Raw genomic sequence first — 14993 nt, 5'->3', positions numbered from 1 at the left:
ATGATTTCAGGCATTTTAGCATCCCCGGGTATCGCTTTCGGCAAAGCACTGCTGCTGAAAGAAGACGAGATCGTCATCGACCGGAAAAAAATTTCTGCCGACAAGGTTGATCAGGAAGTTGAACGTTTTCTGAGCGGTCGTGCCAAGGCATCTGCGCAACTGGAAGCAATCAAGACTAAAGCTGGCGAAACTTTCGGTGAAGAAAAAGAAGCCATCTTCGAAGGGCACATCATGCTGCTCGAAGATGAGGAGCTGGAGCAGGAAATCATAGCCCTGATTAAAGATAAAAGCATGACGGCAGACGCTGCTGCGCATGAAGTTATCGAAGGTCAGGCAACTGCCCTGGAAGAACTGGATGATGAATACCTGAAAGAGCGTGCGGCTGACGTACGTGACATCGGTAAGCGCCTGCTGCGCAACATCCTGGGTCTGGCCATTATCGACCTGAGCGCTATTCAGGATGAAGTCATCCTGGTTGCCGCCGATCTGACCCCGTCTGAAACCGCACAGTTGAACCTGAAAAAGGTCCTCGGTTTCATCACTGACGCGGGCGGCCGTACCTCCCACACCTCTATCATGGCGCGTTCTCTGGAACTGCCTGCCATTGTGGGTACCGGTAGCGTCACCTCTCAGGTTAAAAACGACGATTATCTGATTCTGGATGCCGTAAACAACGTGGTTTACGTCAACCCAACTAACGAAGAGATCGAAAAACTGCGCGCGGTTCAGGAGCAGGTTGCGACTGAAAAAGCGGAACTCGCTAAGCTGAAAGACCTGCCAGCCATCACTCTGGACGGTCATCAGGTTGAAGTGTGCGCAAACATCGGTACCGTACGTGACGTCGATGGCGCTGAGCGCAACGGCGCGGAAGGTGTGGGTCTCTATCGTACTGAATTCCTGTTCATGGACCGTGACGCGCTGCCAACTGAAGAAGAACAGTTTGCTGCGTACAAAGCTGTGGCTGAAGCGTGTGGCTCTCAGGCGGTTATCGTCCGTACCATGGATATCGGTGGCGACAAAGAGCTGCCGTACATGAACTTCCCGAAAGAAGAGAACCCGTTCCTGGGCTGGCGTGCGATTCGTATCGCGATGGATCGTAAAGAGATCCTGCGCGATCAGGTTCGCGCTATCCTGCGTGCGTCTGCTTTCGGTAAACTGCGCATCATGTTCCCGATGATCATCTCTGTTGAAGAAGTGCGTGCACTGAAGAAAGAGATCGAAATCTACAAACAGGAACTGCGCGACGAAGGTAAAGCATTTGACGAGTCAATTGAGATCGGCGTGATGGTGGAAACACCTGCGGCGGCGACCATTGCGCGTCATTTAGCCAAAGAAGTTGATTTCTTTAGTATCGGTACCAATGATTTAACGCAGTACACCCTGGCAGTTGACCGTGGTAATGATATGATTTCACATCTCTACCAGCCAATGTCACCGTCCGTACTGAACTTGATCAAGCAAGTTATTGATGCTTCTCATGCAGAAGGTAAATGGACTGGCATGTGTGGTGAGCTTGCAGGCGACGAACGTGCTACACTTCTGTTGCTGGGTATGGGTCTGGACGAATTCTCTATGAGCGCCATTTCCATCCCGCGCATTAAGAAGATTATCCGTAACACGAACTTCGAAGATGCGAAGGTGTTAGCAGAGCAGGCTCTTGCTCAACCGACAACGGACGAGTTAATGACGCTGGTTAACAAGTTCATTGAAGAAAAAACAATCTGCTAATCCACGAGATGCGGCCCAAATTACTGCTTAGGAGAAGATCATGGGTTTGTTCGATAAACTGAAATCTCTGGTTTCTGATGATAAGAAAGACTCCGGAACTATTGAGATTGTTGCTCCGCTCTCCGGCGAGATCGTCAACATCGAAGACGTGCCGGATGTAGTGTTTGCTGAGAAAATCGTTGGTGATGGCATTGCTATCAAACCAACTGGCAACAAAATGGTTGCTCCAGTTGACGGCACCATCGGTAAAATTTTTGAAACCAACCATGCGTTCTCTATCGAATCTGATAGCGGTATCGAACTGTTCGTTCACTTCGGTATCGACACCGTTGAACTGAAAGGCGAAGGCTTCAAACGTATCGCGGAAGAAGGCCAGCGTGTTAAAGTTGGCGACCCGGTCATTGAATTCGATCTGCCACTGCTGGAAGAAAAAGCCAAGTCTACCCTGACGCCGGTTGTTATCTCCAACATGGACGAAATCAAAGAACTGATCAAACTGTCTGGCAGCGTCACCGTGGGTGAAACCCCGGTTATCCGCATCAAGAAGTAATTCTTGCCGCACAGAAAAATGGCGCCTTCGGGCGCCATTTTTGTTTATGCGGGCAGGATAAGCTCGTCGTAGCCTTTCGACTGCGTATAAATCATCACGTCTGTGACGCGGTCTCCGGCCATGCGAATCGCATCGGCAACGGTTTTGCCCTCAACGATCCCGCTTACCAGCTCTGAACAGAAAAGGTCACCTGTGCCTTTCAGGTCCGTTTCAACACGCGGATGCGCACTGACGGTCACACCGTCTCGGGTAACCAGCACCACGTGAATATTCTCCGGATCGTCCGCCACCGGCGCACTGGTAATGGCCACCCATTTCAGCGTGTCGGATAGTAACCCCTGCGCTGCCGCTATAGCGCTTTCAGGCGTACGACACGGTTTACCGCTTAACACTTCCAGCTCAAAGACGTTAGGCGTGATCCCCTGCGCCAGTGGCAGCAGGTACTCCCGATACGCCTCAGGGATATCAGGTTTCACATACATCCCACTGTCAATATCGCCAATAACGGGGTCAACCAACACCAGCAGGTCAGGATGCTGCGCTTTGATCGTGTTGAGCCACTGCGCCAGGCATTTTATCTGGCTGGCACTGCCCATGTAGCCCGTGGTAACAGCTTTAAGCTCGCGTAGGATCTCGCGCTCTTCCAGCGCCTTAAGATACCCGCTGAACCACTCATCGGGGATCACGCCGCCGTAAAAGGTATCGTAGTGCGGCGTGTTGCTGAACAGCACGGTCGGCACGGCGGTGACGGTCAGCCGGTGGGTACGAATGTTCGGCACCGCAATGCTGTTCCCCACGCTGCCGTAAACCACCTGCGACTGTACCGCGACAATATCGGTTTGCTGCGCCCGGGTGTTATCCCGGAATAAAATCATCTCCATGACGCTTAAATCCCCGCCCCCTGCGTATAACTCTCTTCACCAAAGACGCCGGTAGAAAGATAGCGATCGCCGCGGTCGCAGATAATCGCCACCACGACAGCCCCGGGATGTGCCTGCGCAACACGCAATGCTCCCGCTACCGCGCCACCCGAGCTGACCCCGCAGAAGATACCTTCACGCACGGCCAGTTCACGCATCGTATTCTCCGCCTCGCGTTGATGAATATCCAGCACCTGATCCACCAACTGGGCGTTATAAATACCCGGCATGTATTCCGCCGGCCAGCGGCGAATACCCGGTATGCTGCTCCCCTCTTCCGGCTGCAGACCCACAATCGTTACCGCCTTTTCCTGCTCGCGCAGAAAACGGGATACGCCGGTAATGGTGCCTGTCGTGCCCATGCTGGAGACGAAGTGAGTGATGCGCCCGTTGGTCTGCTGCCAGATTTCCGGACCGGTAGTGGTGTAGTGAGCGTACGGGTTATCCGGGTTATTAAACTGATCGAGCAGTTTGCCTTCACCGCGTTCGGCCATGGCTAGCGCCAGGTCGCGCGCCCCTTCCATCCCTTCTTCTTTAGAGACCAGAATCAGTTCGGCACCATAGGCACGCATCGCCGCACGGCGCTCCTGGCTCATGTTATCGGGCATCAGCAACGTCATGCGATAGCCTTTCAACGCGGCAATCATCGCCAGCGCAATACCGGTGTTACCGCTGGTGGCTTCAATCAGCACGTCGCCGGGCTGAATTTCACCGCGTTTTTCGGCCTGCACAATCATGGAGAGCGCAGCCCGGTCCTTCACCGAACCGGCAGGGTTATTGCCTTCGAGTTTGACCCAGATTTCGCTGCCGTTGTCCGGCCCCATGCGCTGAAGTTTGACCAGAGGGGTGTTGCCGATGGTGTGTTCTAATGTGTTCAAGATCGCTGTCCAATAAAAAGCCCGGTGGCGCGCAGCGCTCCGGGCATACGGAGATCATATTCCAGACCGGCTAAGCGCAGCGCCTCCGGTCAAACTACGTGTCATTAACCTATCAGGCTGACTCCGCCAGAGCAATATCCTCGCGCGTCTCTATGCGCTCATTGCCATGATAAATACGGGCATGCTGCAGCCCAACAAACAGGCGTTCGCCCCGGTACGGCGGCTCGTCATCACGCATCACCACCGTCAGCGGCTCGGTATACCAGCCCAGCGGTTGTACCACCAATTGGGTGTAGTGCCCTTTAGGGCTAGCTTCCAGCACCTGCACCGGCAGCGGTGAATCCAGACTCGTCCGGCGGCTCACGTCCACTTCCCAGGGACGCAGGAACAGATCGACCGGCCCCTGATGTGCGGAGGTGTATCCCAGCGGCCAGCGGTGTGCGCCCACGTGGAATTGCCCACCGCGGATGGTGCCCTGCAGCCGGTTAACTTCGCCCATAAACTCGAGGACAAATCGGGTCGCCGGTTCACGCCAGAGCTGCTCTGGCTCATCAACCTGCTCGATGTTCCCCTGACTCATCACCACCACGCGGTCCGCGACTTCCATCGCCTCTTCCTGATCGTGGGTGACGAAGACGCTGGTGAACTTCAGCTCTTCATGCAGCTGACGCAGCCAGCGGCGTAACTCTTTACGCACCTGCGCATCCAGCGCGCCAAACGGCTCATCCAGCAGCAGAATTTGCGGCTCAACGGCCAGGGCCCGCGCCAGCGCAACGCGCTGCTTCTGGCCGCCGGAAAGCTGCGCCGGGAAGCGGTCAGCCAGATGCGCAAGCTGTACCATCTCCAGCAGTTTGGTCACTTTCGCTTTGATGGTGGCCGCATCCGGACGCTCGCGGCGAGGCAGCACGGTCAGACCGAAAGCGATGTTATCAAACACGGTCATATGGCGGAACAGCGCGTAATGCTGGAACACAAAGCCCACTTTACGGTCGCGGGCGTGCAAACGGCTTACGTCGGTACCGTGAAAACGAATATGTCCGCTGGTCTGATGCTCAAGCCCGGCGATAATGCGCAGCAGCGTGGTTTTACCCGAGCCAGACGGCCCGAGGAGTGCCACCATTTGTCCGGAAGGGATATCCAGCGAGATATCATTCAGCACCTGGGTGCGACCAAAAGACTTCTTAATATTGGCAATCTCAATGCTCATGATTTCCCTCCTGGTGCTGACGTTTTTCCTGGTTCTCTAAACGCCACTGCACCACACTCTTCAAAAACAGGGTCAAAATCGCCATCAGCGTCAGTAACGCTGCGGCAGTAAAGGAACCGACGGTGTTGTAGTCCTGTTCCAGTAATTCAATCTGTAACGGTAACGACAGCGTTTCGCCGCGGATGGAGCCCGAGACGACCGAAACTGCACCGAACTCGCCAATGGCGCGGGCATTGGTCAGCACGACGCCATAGAGCAGCGCCCAGCGAATATTCGGCAGCGTCACGCGGCGGAACATCTGCCAGCCGGATGCGCCCAGCAGAATTGCCGCTTCATCTTCGTTGCTGCCCTGGCTTAACATCACCGGGACCAGTTCGCGCACCACAAACGGACAGGTTACAAACACCGTGACCAGCACCATGCCCGGCCAGGCAAACATGACCTGCAGGTTATGCTCATCCAGCCAGCCGCCCAGCGGGCCGTTAGAGCCGTAGAAGAGCAGATACACCAGACCGGCCACCACCGGCGACACGGCAAACGGGATATCCAGCAGGGTCAGCAGCAGCTGACGTCCCGGGAAGTTAAAGCGCGTTACCAGCCAGGCCAGCAGCGTACCGAACACCAGGTTGACCGGCACCGTGATAAGCGCAATCAGTACGGTTAGCCAGATGGCGTGCAGCATATCCGGGTTCGCCAGGTTTTCCAGCGCTGGCATCAACCCCTTGCTGAACGCCTGAACAAAAATATAAATCGTCGGCACGACGAGAATAAAGGCGGACACCAGCACGCCCGTACCAATCAGAAACCATTTTCCCCAGTTGATACGGGGAGCATCGTATCGCTTCAATTGAGTAACTTCCGCCATCAGTGACCTACCACGCGTCGACCAAAGCGACTTTGCAGAGTGTTAATTGAGTAGAGCAGCAGCAGCGATGCGGCAAGAATGACCGAGGCAATCGCGCTCGCCGCCGGGTAATCAAACTCCTGCAAGCGGATAAAAATCATCAGCGAGGTAACTTCGGTTTTCCACGCAATGTTCCCGGCAATGAAAATAACCGCGCCGAACTCACCGAGGCTACGGGTAAACGACAGCGCGATACCGGCCAGCAGCGCTGGAGAAAGCTCAGGCAGGACGACCTTGCGGAAGCTCTGCCAGCGCGTGGCACCCAGCGTTTCCGCCGCTTCTTCGTATTCAGGACCTAACTCTTCGAGCACTGGCTGCACGGTGCGTACAACAAAAGGAATGCTGGTAAAGGCCATCGCGACCGCGATACCGAGCCAGGTATAGGTCACTTTGATATCAAGCTTCGCCAGCCACTCACCGTAAAACCCGTTCACGGAAAAGAGCGAGGCGAGGGTTAACCCCGCCACCGCCGTCGGCAGCGCAAACGGCAGGTCCATTAACGCGTCGAGCAGCGTACGGCCCGGGAAACGGTAGCGGGTTAAGATCCACGCCATCAGCAGGCCAAAGGCCCCGTTAAAAATGGACGCCACGAACGCCGACAGCAGCGTCACCTTATAGGCTGCGACGACCTGCGGGTTGGTTATCACTTCCCAGTACTGCGCCCAGCTCATTTGCGCAAGCTGCATTACCAGCGCGCTGAGCGGCAACAATAAGATCAGGCAGACGAACAGCAGGCTGGTCCCGAGGCTTAAGGTAAAGCCCGGCAGCACGCGTCTGGTAGAGACTGCAAACATTACTTACGCCCCGCCGCCAGCAATTTATCTAACTCACCGCCGCTGGCAAAATGCGTTTTCATGACATCAGGCCAGGAGCCGAAATGGTCTTCCACGCGGAACAGCTCGGTCTGCGGGAATTTATCCTTCAGTTTGTTCATCACATCCGGGTTATTCACGCGGTAGTAGTAATCGGTAATGATCGTCTGCGCCTGTGGGCTGTACAGGTAGTTGAGGTAAGCTTTTGCCGCTTTCTCTGTACCGTTGGACTGCACGTTTTTATCTACCCACGCTACCGGGAACTCGGCGAGGATATTGGTTTTCGGGATAACGACCTCGAAGCCCTGCGCCTCGTACTGTTTGCGGATATTATTCACTTCCGACTCAAAGCTGATCAGCACATCGCCCAGGCCGCGCTCTGCAAAGGTCGTGGTCGCGCCGCGACCGCCGGTATCAAACACCTCGACGTTTTTCAGGAACTGGGTCATGAACTGCTCGGTTTTCGCTTTATCGTTACCGTCAGCTTTGTCCGCCGCGCCCCACGCTGCCAGATAGGTATAGCGCGCGTTACCGGAGGTTTTTGGATTCGGGAAAATCAGCTTCACGTCGGAACGCACCAGGTCATTCCAGTCGTGGATATTTTTCGGGTTGCCCTTACGCACCAGGAAACCCATGGTGGAGTAGAACGGTGAGCTGTTGTTCGGCAAACGACTCTGCCAGTCAGCGCCGATCAGTTTGCCTTTGTCGTGCAGGATCTGCACGTCAGTGACCTGGTTATAGGTCACCACATCCGCTTTCAGCCCCTGGAGAATGGCCAGCGCCTGCTTGGACGACCCTGCGTGTGACTGTTTAATGGTCAGCTTGTCGCCGTTGTTGTCTTTCGCCCACTGCTGTTCAAACGGTGGGTTAAGGGCGGCAAACAGCTCGCGGGAAACATCATACGAACTGTTCAGCAGCTCAGTAGCCTGCGCCTGTGCCACCAGCAGCAAACCTGCCAGTGCCAGCGATCCTTTTTTCAGTACAGTAACGGCCATTGCGCACCCTTATAAATGTGATGACTATCTTATAGTCATAATATTTATAACGAGGACGAAAGGAGTAACGGTTTTATATACCGTTTGGTGATTTACAAGCAGAAAAGAGAATAAGGGTGCAGCCCGTCGTGGTCCGCACCCCAGCCCTCTCCGTGCGGGAGAGGGTGGAAAGCACTTACAGCGCCAGCAGACGCTCGACGGACGGGGCGAAGTAGTAGCCGCCGGTCACCGGTTTGGTGAAGCGCAGCATGGCGTCACGCTTGCCGTCGGTATCGCCAAACATGCTCAGCAGCTGCTGTTCGATGTTATGCAGGCGCGCGCAGTACGCACAGAAGTAAAGACCGTGGATACCGCTTGCTGTGCCGTATGGCAGGCTCTGGCGAACAATCTTCAGACCTTTCCCGTCTTCCTTGAGGTCAACGCGGCTCAGGTGAGAGGTGACAGGACGGGCATCGCCGTCGATCTCTTCGTTGGCCTCTTTCGTACGGCCAATCATCATCTCCTGGTCATGCACGCTCATGCGGTTCAGCTGCTTGAGGTTGTGCTCCCAGCGCTGGACGAACACATAGCTGCCGCCCGCGTCGACGCCGTCTTTGATCACTGCCACTTCACGACGCGTCTCTTCACCCGCCGGGTTTTCAGTTCCGTCAACGAAGCCGCTCAGGTCGCGTTCTTCCACCCAACGGAAACCGTGGATCTCTTCCTGAACGTCAATGCTGTCACCAAAAGCCGCAACCGCCGCCTGGGCAACGGAGAAGTTCACATCATGACGCAGCGAGAGAATGTGGATCAGCACGTCGAACTGCGTTGCGGGTGCCAGGCCTTTACCGTAAGGGATAAAATCCTTCAGCTCTTCGGCGCCTTCGCCACCGCTCAGTTGACGCCAGACGTTATGACCAAAGGCAACGACCGCGCCCAGGTGGGCGTCCGGGAATTTGGCCTGGAAGGTGGCCAGCTTATCAACGAACGCTTTACTGGCCGCACGCAGGGCATCCACATCCCCTTTAACATTGGCTTCAATCCAAATCGCCGCGCGGCAATGTTCTGGCAAAATGCCACTCTGAACCTGAGACATCGCTCCTCCTGAAATAAAGATGCCACGTCAGCGTGGCATTGATGGCGGCTATTATACCCGTATTTCAGCGAGACGGTTTGTCCAGGCGCAAATTACTGCTTCCAGATAATTTTGCTCACTTTCCAGCTTTTCAGCGTGTCGTCAGACGGCATTAAACCTTCCGGGCCACTCCAGGTACCGGTGAAGAGATAGCTGATGTGCTGGCTGCCCTGCGCTTTACATTCCACCGCCACGCCGTCGTCAGACGGGGCGCTGGTGCAGTTGCCGAAGGCCTGTTTATAGAGTTCGCTAAACGGGGTTCCCACTTTCACACCGCTTTCGGTTGGGATGTCGTCGTCCATCACAGCAATGCGGTTTACCGTGCCTTTATCACCGTTAATCACCAGCGCCAGCGTGTCACCCTTCAGCGCCTCGAAATAACGCACGATATTGCCGTTTTCTGTTTTCATGCCGCTGCGCAGGCGATAACCGCCACCCAGTGCATCCTGAAGGGCGTCCTGATCCAGCGCCGTCGCGGCGGTAATTTTACCCACGCCCTGCTCGGTCACTTCCGTTGAAGAGCCAAACCAGTTCCACGGATAGGCCGCAGACCAGTTAATTGATGAGAGCGTTGAACAGCCGGTTAACGCCAGCGGGAGAGCGCATAAAAGTAAACGCAGCGATTTCATTGAAACGTCCTTACGAGTTAAATCAACGCTTGTTGGAGTGCGGTATCGGCAAAAAGTGCCAGGTTAATCTTCCTGATGCGTAAAACAGGCGCGAAGGCGGGGATTCGTCAGCAGCCACAGCAGCGCCACGATATCCGCCACGACCAGCGCAATACCGATACCCGTAAGCGGTTCACCGTTCCACCAGAGCACCGGTTGCCAGACGAGCAGCGCAAGCTGAGCGAGGATCAGCAGCCAGCGAAGCGCACCCCACAGGCGCGGGATCGTATGCCGTCGCCCGCTGCATAAAAACGCCATCACTGCCGGCACGCCCGGCAGCAAGCCGAGCCAGAAGGCATCGTGATCGGGATAAAAGAGCGTCAGAAGCGTATCGCCCTGCCCGCGCGAGGCGGCGGCCATCACAAACAGCACCCAGGTACGGGCCTGCAGCAGCAGAACGCACCAGAACAAAAAGGGCAGCCTGACACGCCCTTGCGCATCATAATCTGCCGGATGGATCTCAGTACTCTTCATCTTCTATCAGGCGCTTACCTAAGCTCAGTACGTCCGCGTGTTCATAACCCAGACGTTCATACATGCCCAGCACCACGTCGTTATCTTCCCGCACCATGATCTGAATCTTCGGGCAGCCGCGGGCAATGAGTTTCTTTTCCAGCCGATTGAGCAGCGCATTGGCGATGCCGCGCGCACGAAATTCCGGGTGCACGCCCAGATAATAGGCCGAGCCGCGATGGCCGTCGTACCCGCCCATCACTGTTCCCACCACCTCGCCGTTGACTTCTGCCACCAGAAACAGACTGACGTCGTGATTCAGCTTACGTTCAATATCCATTTCCGGATCGTTCCACGGACGCAGCAGATCGCAGCGCTCCCAAAGGGTGATCACCTCTTCGAAATCTTCCTGGCGAAAAACGCGTATCTCCATGGTATTAACCGCCTTTTCGGGTTTAAAAACAGTGATTATGGCGTGAACATCGCGTTTAGCCAATAACCGGGGAAAAACTCGCCAAAATTTGGCATAATGTCACTTTGTCACGTATTGAAATGAAAAGTAAAACAATTCTCAATAAGGACTGTCGTAACGCTAATCACGATACGATATAACACCAGGACCCCAATTTTTACAATTCAGGCCGCATGAGCACATTCAAACCATTAAAAGCACTCACATCGCGTCGTCAGGTTCTCAAAGCGGGGCTGGCGGCCTTAACGTTAACGGGCATCGCACAGCAGGCTCAGGCAAAAGAAGAGAGCACGCTCAAAACCAGTAACGGACACAGTAAACCGAAATCGAAAAAGCCGGGCGCGAAGCGTCTGGTCATGCTGGACCCCGGTCACGGCGGAATTGACACCGGCGCTATTGGTAAAAACGGTGCGAAAGAAAAGCATGTCGTGTTAGCGATTGCAAAAAATGTGCGCGCAATTTTACGCAGCAATGGCATTGACGCCCGCCTGACGCGTTCTGGCGACACGTTTATTCCGCTGTACGACCGCGTAGAGATCGCCCACCAGCACGGTGCCGATCTGTTTATGTCGATTCACGCGGACGGTTTTACCAACCCGTCGGCGGCGGGGGCTTCGGTGTTCGCCCTCTCCAACCGTGGGGCGAGTAGCGCCATGGCGAAATATCTCTCCGATCGTGAAAACCGGGCGGATGAGGTTGCGGGGAAAAAAGCCACCGACAAAGATCATCTGTTACAGCAGGTGCTGTTTGACCTCGTTCAGACGGACACCATTAAAAACAGCCTGACGCTCGGCTCGCATATTCTGAAGAAGATTAAACCGGTGCATCGCCTGCACAGCAGGAGCACCGAACAGGCGGCGTTCGTGGTGCTTAAGTCGCCATCAATTCCGTCCGTACTGGTGGAGACGTCGTTCATCACCAACCCGGAGGAAGAGCGCCTGCTCGGCACCACCGCGTTTCGCCAGAAGATCGCCAACGCCATCGCCTCAGGCATAATCAGTTACTTCAACTGGTTCGATAACCAGAAAGCGCACTCCAGGAAACGTTGATGAAACCCAATGCACAGCTGGTAAAAACATTCCTGCTGCAGCTGCAGGATGAGATTTGCCAGAAACTGGCCGCCGCAGATGGCGGTGAATTTCAGGAAGATAGCTGGCAGCGCGAAGCCGGTGGCGGCGGACGCAGCCGCGTGCTGCGTAACGGCGGCATCTTTGAGCAGGCTGGCGTCAATTTTTCCCACGTCCACGGAGACGCGATGCCCGTTTCCGCCACGGCCCATCGACCAGAACTGGCAGGCCGCAGCTTCGAAGCAATGGGCGTATCGCTGGTGGTTCATCCGCACAATCCATATGTGCCGACCAGCCATGCCAACGTGCGCTTTTTCATTGCTGAAAAACCCGGGGCCGATCCGGTCTGGTGGTTTGGCGGCGGTTTTGACTTAACGCCCTACTACGGGTTTGAAGAAGATGCCGTGCACTGGCACACCACCGCACGCGATCTCTGTCAGCCGTTTGGGGACGACATCTACCCGAAATTTAAAAAATGGTGCGATGACTATTTTTATCTGAAGCACCGCGATGAGCAGCGCGGCATTGGCGGGCTGTTCTTTGACGATCTCAACACGCCAGATTTTGATACCGCGTTCAGCTTTATGCGGGCGGTAGGTGAAGGGTATACCGGGGCCTATCTGCCGATCGTGGCGCGGCGTAAAGATACCGACTACGGCGTGCGCGAGCGCGAGTTCCAGCTTTACCGCCGCGGGCGCTATGTAGAGTTCAACCTGGTATGGGATCGCGGCACGCTGTTTGGCCTGCAGACCGGCGGGCGCACGGAGTCCATTTTGATGTCGATGCCGCCGCTGGTTCGCTGGGAGTACAGCTACGAGCCAAAAGAAGGCAGCCCGGAGGCTGCCCTGAAAGACTTTATTACGATTCGGGACTGGGTGTAATACCGGCAGGCGCAGCGCTTACAGCGGCTGCGTCTGCGCTTCAACCACCGCCAGTGCCACCATATTCACGATACGACGCACCGAAGCAATCGGCGTCAACACGTGCACTGGCTTCGCCACGCCCATCAGCACCGGTCCTACGGTGACCCCTTCAGAGCTGGAGACACGCAGCAGGTTGTAACTGATGCGGGCCGCTTCCACGTTCGGCATAATCAGCACGTTTGCAGAACCTTTCAGCGGGCTGTCCGGCATGCGTTCGTTACGAATGCTCTCCACCAGCGCAGCATCACCGTGCATCTCGCCGTCAATCATCAGTTCCGGCGCACGCTGGCGAACCAGCTCCAGCGTCTGGCGCATTTTGCACGCCGCCGCTGATTTCGACGAACCGAAGTTGGAGTGCGACAGCAGCGCTACCTTCGGTTCAATACCAAAGCGACGCACGGTTTCTGCCGCCATCACGGTGATCTCCGCCAGCTCTTCCGGGCTCGGATCGTCGTTAACGTAGGTGTCGGCAATAAAGGTGTTGCCGCTTGGCAGCAGCAGCGCGTTCATCGCCCCGGCGGTGTGGACCCCTTCGCGATAGCCGAAGATCTCCTGCACCACGCTGAAGTGCTCGTGGTAATCACCGATCGTGCCGCAGATCAACGCATCCGCTTCACCGCGGTGGACCATGATCGCCCCGATCACCGTGGTGTTGCTGATCACGGCCTTTTGGGCCTGCTCCTGGGTGATCCCGCGACGTTTCATGATCGCGTAGTATTCGTTCCAGTACTCTTTAAAGCGCGGATCGGATTCGTTATTAACGATCTCAAAATCCACACCCGCTTTGATCTGCAGCCCCAGCTTCTGAATACGCATCTCGATAACGCTCGGACGACCGATCAGGATTGGCTTCGCCAGACCTAAGGTGATCAGCTCCTGCGTGGCATGCAGAACGCGCGCCTCTTCCCCTTCCGCCAGCACCACGCGTTTCGCGTCGGCACGCGCCTGGGAGAAAATGGGCTTCATAAACAGGTTGGTTTTGTAGACAAACTCGGTGAGCTTATCGACGTAAGCATCGAAATCTTTGATGGGGCGCGTCGCCACGCCGGAGTCCATTGCCGCCTTAGCAACCGCCGGGGCGATTTTGACAATCAGACGCGGGTCGAATGGTTTTGGAATGATGTAGTCCGGGCCAAAGCTCAGATCCTGATCACCATATGCCGAGGCGACCACTTCGCTCTGCTCGGCGTGCGCCAGTTCCGCAATGGCATGAACGGCCGCAAGCTTCATCTCTTCGTTGATCGCCGTCGCGCCCACGTCCAGCGCCCCGCGGAAGATGAACGGGAAGCAGAGAACGTTGTTCACCTGGTTCGGGTAATCGGAACGACCGGTACAGATAATGGCATCTTCACGCACGGCTTTTGCCAGCGGCGGCAGAATTTCCGGTTCCGGGTTTGCCAGCGCCAGAATCATTGGCGCACGCGCCATTTTCTTCACCATCTCCTGGGTCAGCACTTTCGGGCCTGAACAGCCAAGAAAGATATCCGCGCCGTCAATCACGTCCTCCAGCGTGCGTTTACCGTCGTCTTCTACCGCGTAGGCCGCTTTGGTTTCCGCCATGTTCGGCTCACGGTCCTTGTAAATAACGCCTTTGGAGTCGCAGACCACAATGTTGTGCTTCTGCATGCCCAGCGCCACCAGCAGGTTCATACAGGCGATTGCCGCCGCGCCTGCGCCGGAGACCACCATACGGACGTCAGAGAGATTTTTCTCGACCACACGCAGACCGTTCAGAATGGCCGCGGTGCTGATAATCGCAGTACCGTGCTGGTCATCATGGAACACGGGAATGTTCATACGCTCGCGCAGTTTCTGCTCGATATAGAAACATTCCGGCGCTTTGATGTCTTCGAGGTTGATCCCACCGAAGGTCGGTTCCAGCGCGGCAACCACGTTGATGAATTTATCAGGATCGAGCTCATCCACTTCGATATCGAACACGTCAATACCGGCAAATTTCTTGAACAGAACGCCCTTGCCTTCCATCACGGGCTTACCGGCCAGCGCACCAATATTGCCTAATCCCAGCACCGCCGTCCCGTTAGAGATCACGGCGACCAGGTTGCCACGCGCGGTGTATTTATAGGCTGCCAGCGGATCTTTTTCGATTTCGAGGCACGGCGCCGCGACGCCCGGCGAGTAGGCCAGCGCCAGATCGCGCTGAGTCGCCAGCGGTTTTGTCGGGGAGACCTGAATTTTACCTGGGACAGGGAACTCGTGGAAATCGAGAGCACTCTGTTTTAACTGATCATCCATCTTATTTTTCCTTTCACGTATCGGTCAAAAGGGTGACGTTTGCGAT

Annotated in this window: 15 protein-coding genes; 4 read left to right on the top strand and 11 right to left on the bottom strand. The window is 55.8% G+C overall.

Annotated elements, in window-relative coordinates; translation table 11 throughout:
* Positions 1-1728 carry a phosphoenolpyruvate-protein phosphotransferase PtsI gene (gene ptsI / locus QE396_RS00745; RefSeq protein ID WP_014171087.1) on the top strand — a complete coding sequence of 576 codons (1728 nt, stop codon included), beginning with the start codon at positions 1-3 and terminating at the stop codon, positions 1726-1728.
* Positions 1729-1768: 40 nt separating this feature from the next.
* On the top strand, positions 1769-2278 hold the full coding sequence (gene crr, locus QE396_RS00740; RefSeq protein ID WP_003861316.1) for a PTS glucose transporter subunit IIA: 510 nt from the start codon (positions 1769-1771) through the stop codon (positions 2276-2278).
* A 44-nt stretch (positions 2279-2322) separates the two neighbouring features.
* Here crr and pdxK read toward each other — a convergent pair whose 3' ends face one another.
* The 10 genes from pdxK to QE396_RS00690 form a co-directional block, all read right to left on the bottom strand.
* Entirely contained in the window at positions 2323-3159 is an 837-nt protein-coding gene (pdxK, locus tag QE396_RS00735; RefSeq protein ID WP_020883086.1) for a pyridoxine/pyridoxal/pyridoxamine kinase, read from the bottom strand.
* A 5-nt stretch (positions 3160-3164) separates the two neighbouring features.
* Positions 3165-4076: a cysteine synthase CysM gene (cysM, locus tag QE396_RS00730; protein ID WP_014171089.1), complete on the bottom strand. Its 912-nt coding sequence runs from the start codon at positions 4074-4076 to the stop codon at positions 3165-3167.
* Positions 4077-4188: 112 nt separating this feature from the next.
* Positions 4189-5283: a sulfate/thiosulfate ABC transporter ATP-binding protein CysA gene (gene cysA / locus QE396_RS00725; protein WP_014171090.1), complete on the bottom strand. Its 1095-nt coding sequence runs from the start codon at positions 5281-5283 to the stop codon at positions 4189-4191.
* Positions 5273-6148 (bottom strand): sulfate/thiosulfate ABC transporter permease CysW, encoded by an 876-nt coding sequence (cysW, locus tag QE396_RS00720; protein WP_020883085.1) that lies wholly within the window; start codon positions 6146-6148, stop codon positions 5273-5275. The genes cysA and cysW overlap by 11 nt, the downstream gene beginning before the upstream one ends.
* On the bottom strand, positions 6148-6981 hold the full coding sequence (gene cysT / locus QE396_RS00715; RefSeq protein ID WP_020883084.1) for a sulfate/thiosulfate ABC transporter permease CysT: 834 nt from the start codon (positions 6979-6981) through the stop codon (positions 6148-6150). Before cysT ends, cysW begins: the two co-directional genes overlap by 1 nt.
* Positions 6981-7994 carry a thiosulfate/sulfate ABC transporter substrate-binding protein CysP gene (cysP, locus tag QE396_RS00710; protein WP_020883083.1) on the bottom strand — a complete coding sequence of 338 codons (1014 nt, stop codon included), beginning with the start codon at positions 7992-7994 and terminating at the stop codon, positions 6981-6983. Before cysP ends, cysT begins: the two co-directional genes overlap by 1 nt.
* Before the next feature lie 175 nt (positions 7995-8169).
* Entirely contained in the window at positions 8170-9069 is a 900-nt protein-coding gene (locus QE396_RS00705) for a Dyp-type peroxidase (protein ID WP_020883082.1), read from the bottom strand.
* A gap of 92 nt (positions 9070-9161) precedes the next feature.
* Complete coding sequence (locus QE396_RS00700) at positions 9162-9737, bottom strand: RpoE-regulated lipoprotein (protein WP_020883081.1); 576 nt, start codon at positions 9735-9737, stop codon at positions 9162-9164.
* 63 nt (positions 9738-9800) lie between these two features.
* Positions 9801-10250 (bottom strand): DUF2919 domain-containing protein, encoded by a 450-nt coding sequence (locus QE396_RS00695; protein WP_020883080.1) that lies wholly within the window; start codon positions 10248-10250, stop codon positions 9801-9803.
* Positions 10237-10662 (bottom strand): GNAT family acetyltransferase, encoded by a 426-nt coding sequence (locus QE396_RS00690; protein ID WP_020883079.1) that lies wholly within the window; start codon positions 10660-10662, stop codon positions 10237-10239. The genes QE396_RS00695 and QE396_RS00690 overlap by 14 nt, the downstream gene beginning before the upstream one ends.
* 212 nt (positions 10663-10874) lie before the next feature.
* Between QE396_RS00690 and amiA the strand changes: the two genes are divergently transcribed.
* Both amiA and hemF read left to right on the top strand, forming a co-directional pair.
* Positions 10875-11750 (top strand): N-acetylmuramoyl-L-alanine amidase AmiA, encoded by an 876-nt coding sequence (gene amiA / locus QE396_RS00685; protein WP_014171098.1) that lies wholly within the window; start codon positions 10875-10877, stop codon positions 11748-11750.
* Complete coding sequence (gene hemF, locus QE396_RS00680; protein ID WP_020883078.1) at positions 11750-12649, top strand: oxygen-dependent coproporphyrinogen oxidase; 900 nt, start codon at positions 11750-11752, stop codon at positions 12647-12649. Before amiA ends, hemF begins: the two co-directional genes overlap by 1 nt.
* 18 nt (positions 12650-12667) lie before the next feature.
* Here the strand turns inward: hemF and maeB are convergent, their stop codons facing one another.
* Positions 12668-14947, bottom strand: coding sequence for an NADP-dependent oxaloacetate-decarboxylating malate dehydrogenase (gene maeB, locus QE396_RS00675; protein WP_014171100.1), 2280 nt, complete (start codon positions 14945-14947; stop codon positions 12668-12670).
* Between the last annotated feature and the right edge of the window lie 46 nt (positions 14948-14993).

The organism is Enterobacter sp. SORGH_AS_0287 (assembly GCF_031453695.1).
Classification (GTDB): Bacteria; Pseudomonadota; Gammaproteobacteria; order Enterobacterales; family Enterobacteriaceae; genus Enterobacter; species Enterobacter ludwigii.
The sequence above is the reverse complement of the archived record's forward strand: the minus strand, read 5'-3'. Positions and strand labels throughout refer to the sequence as shown.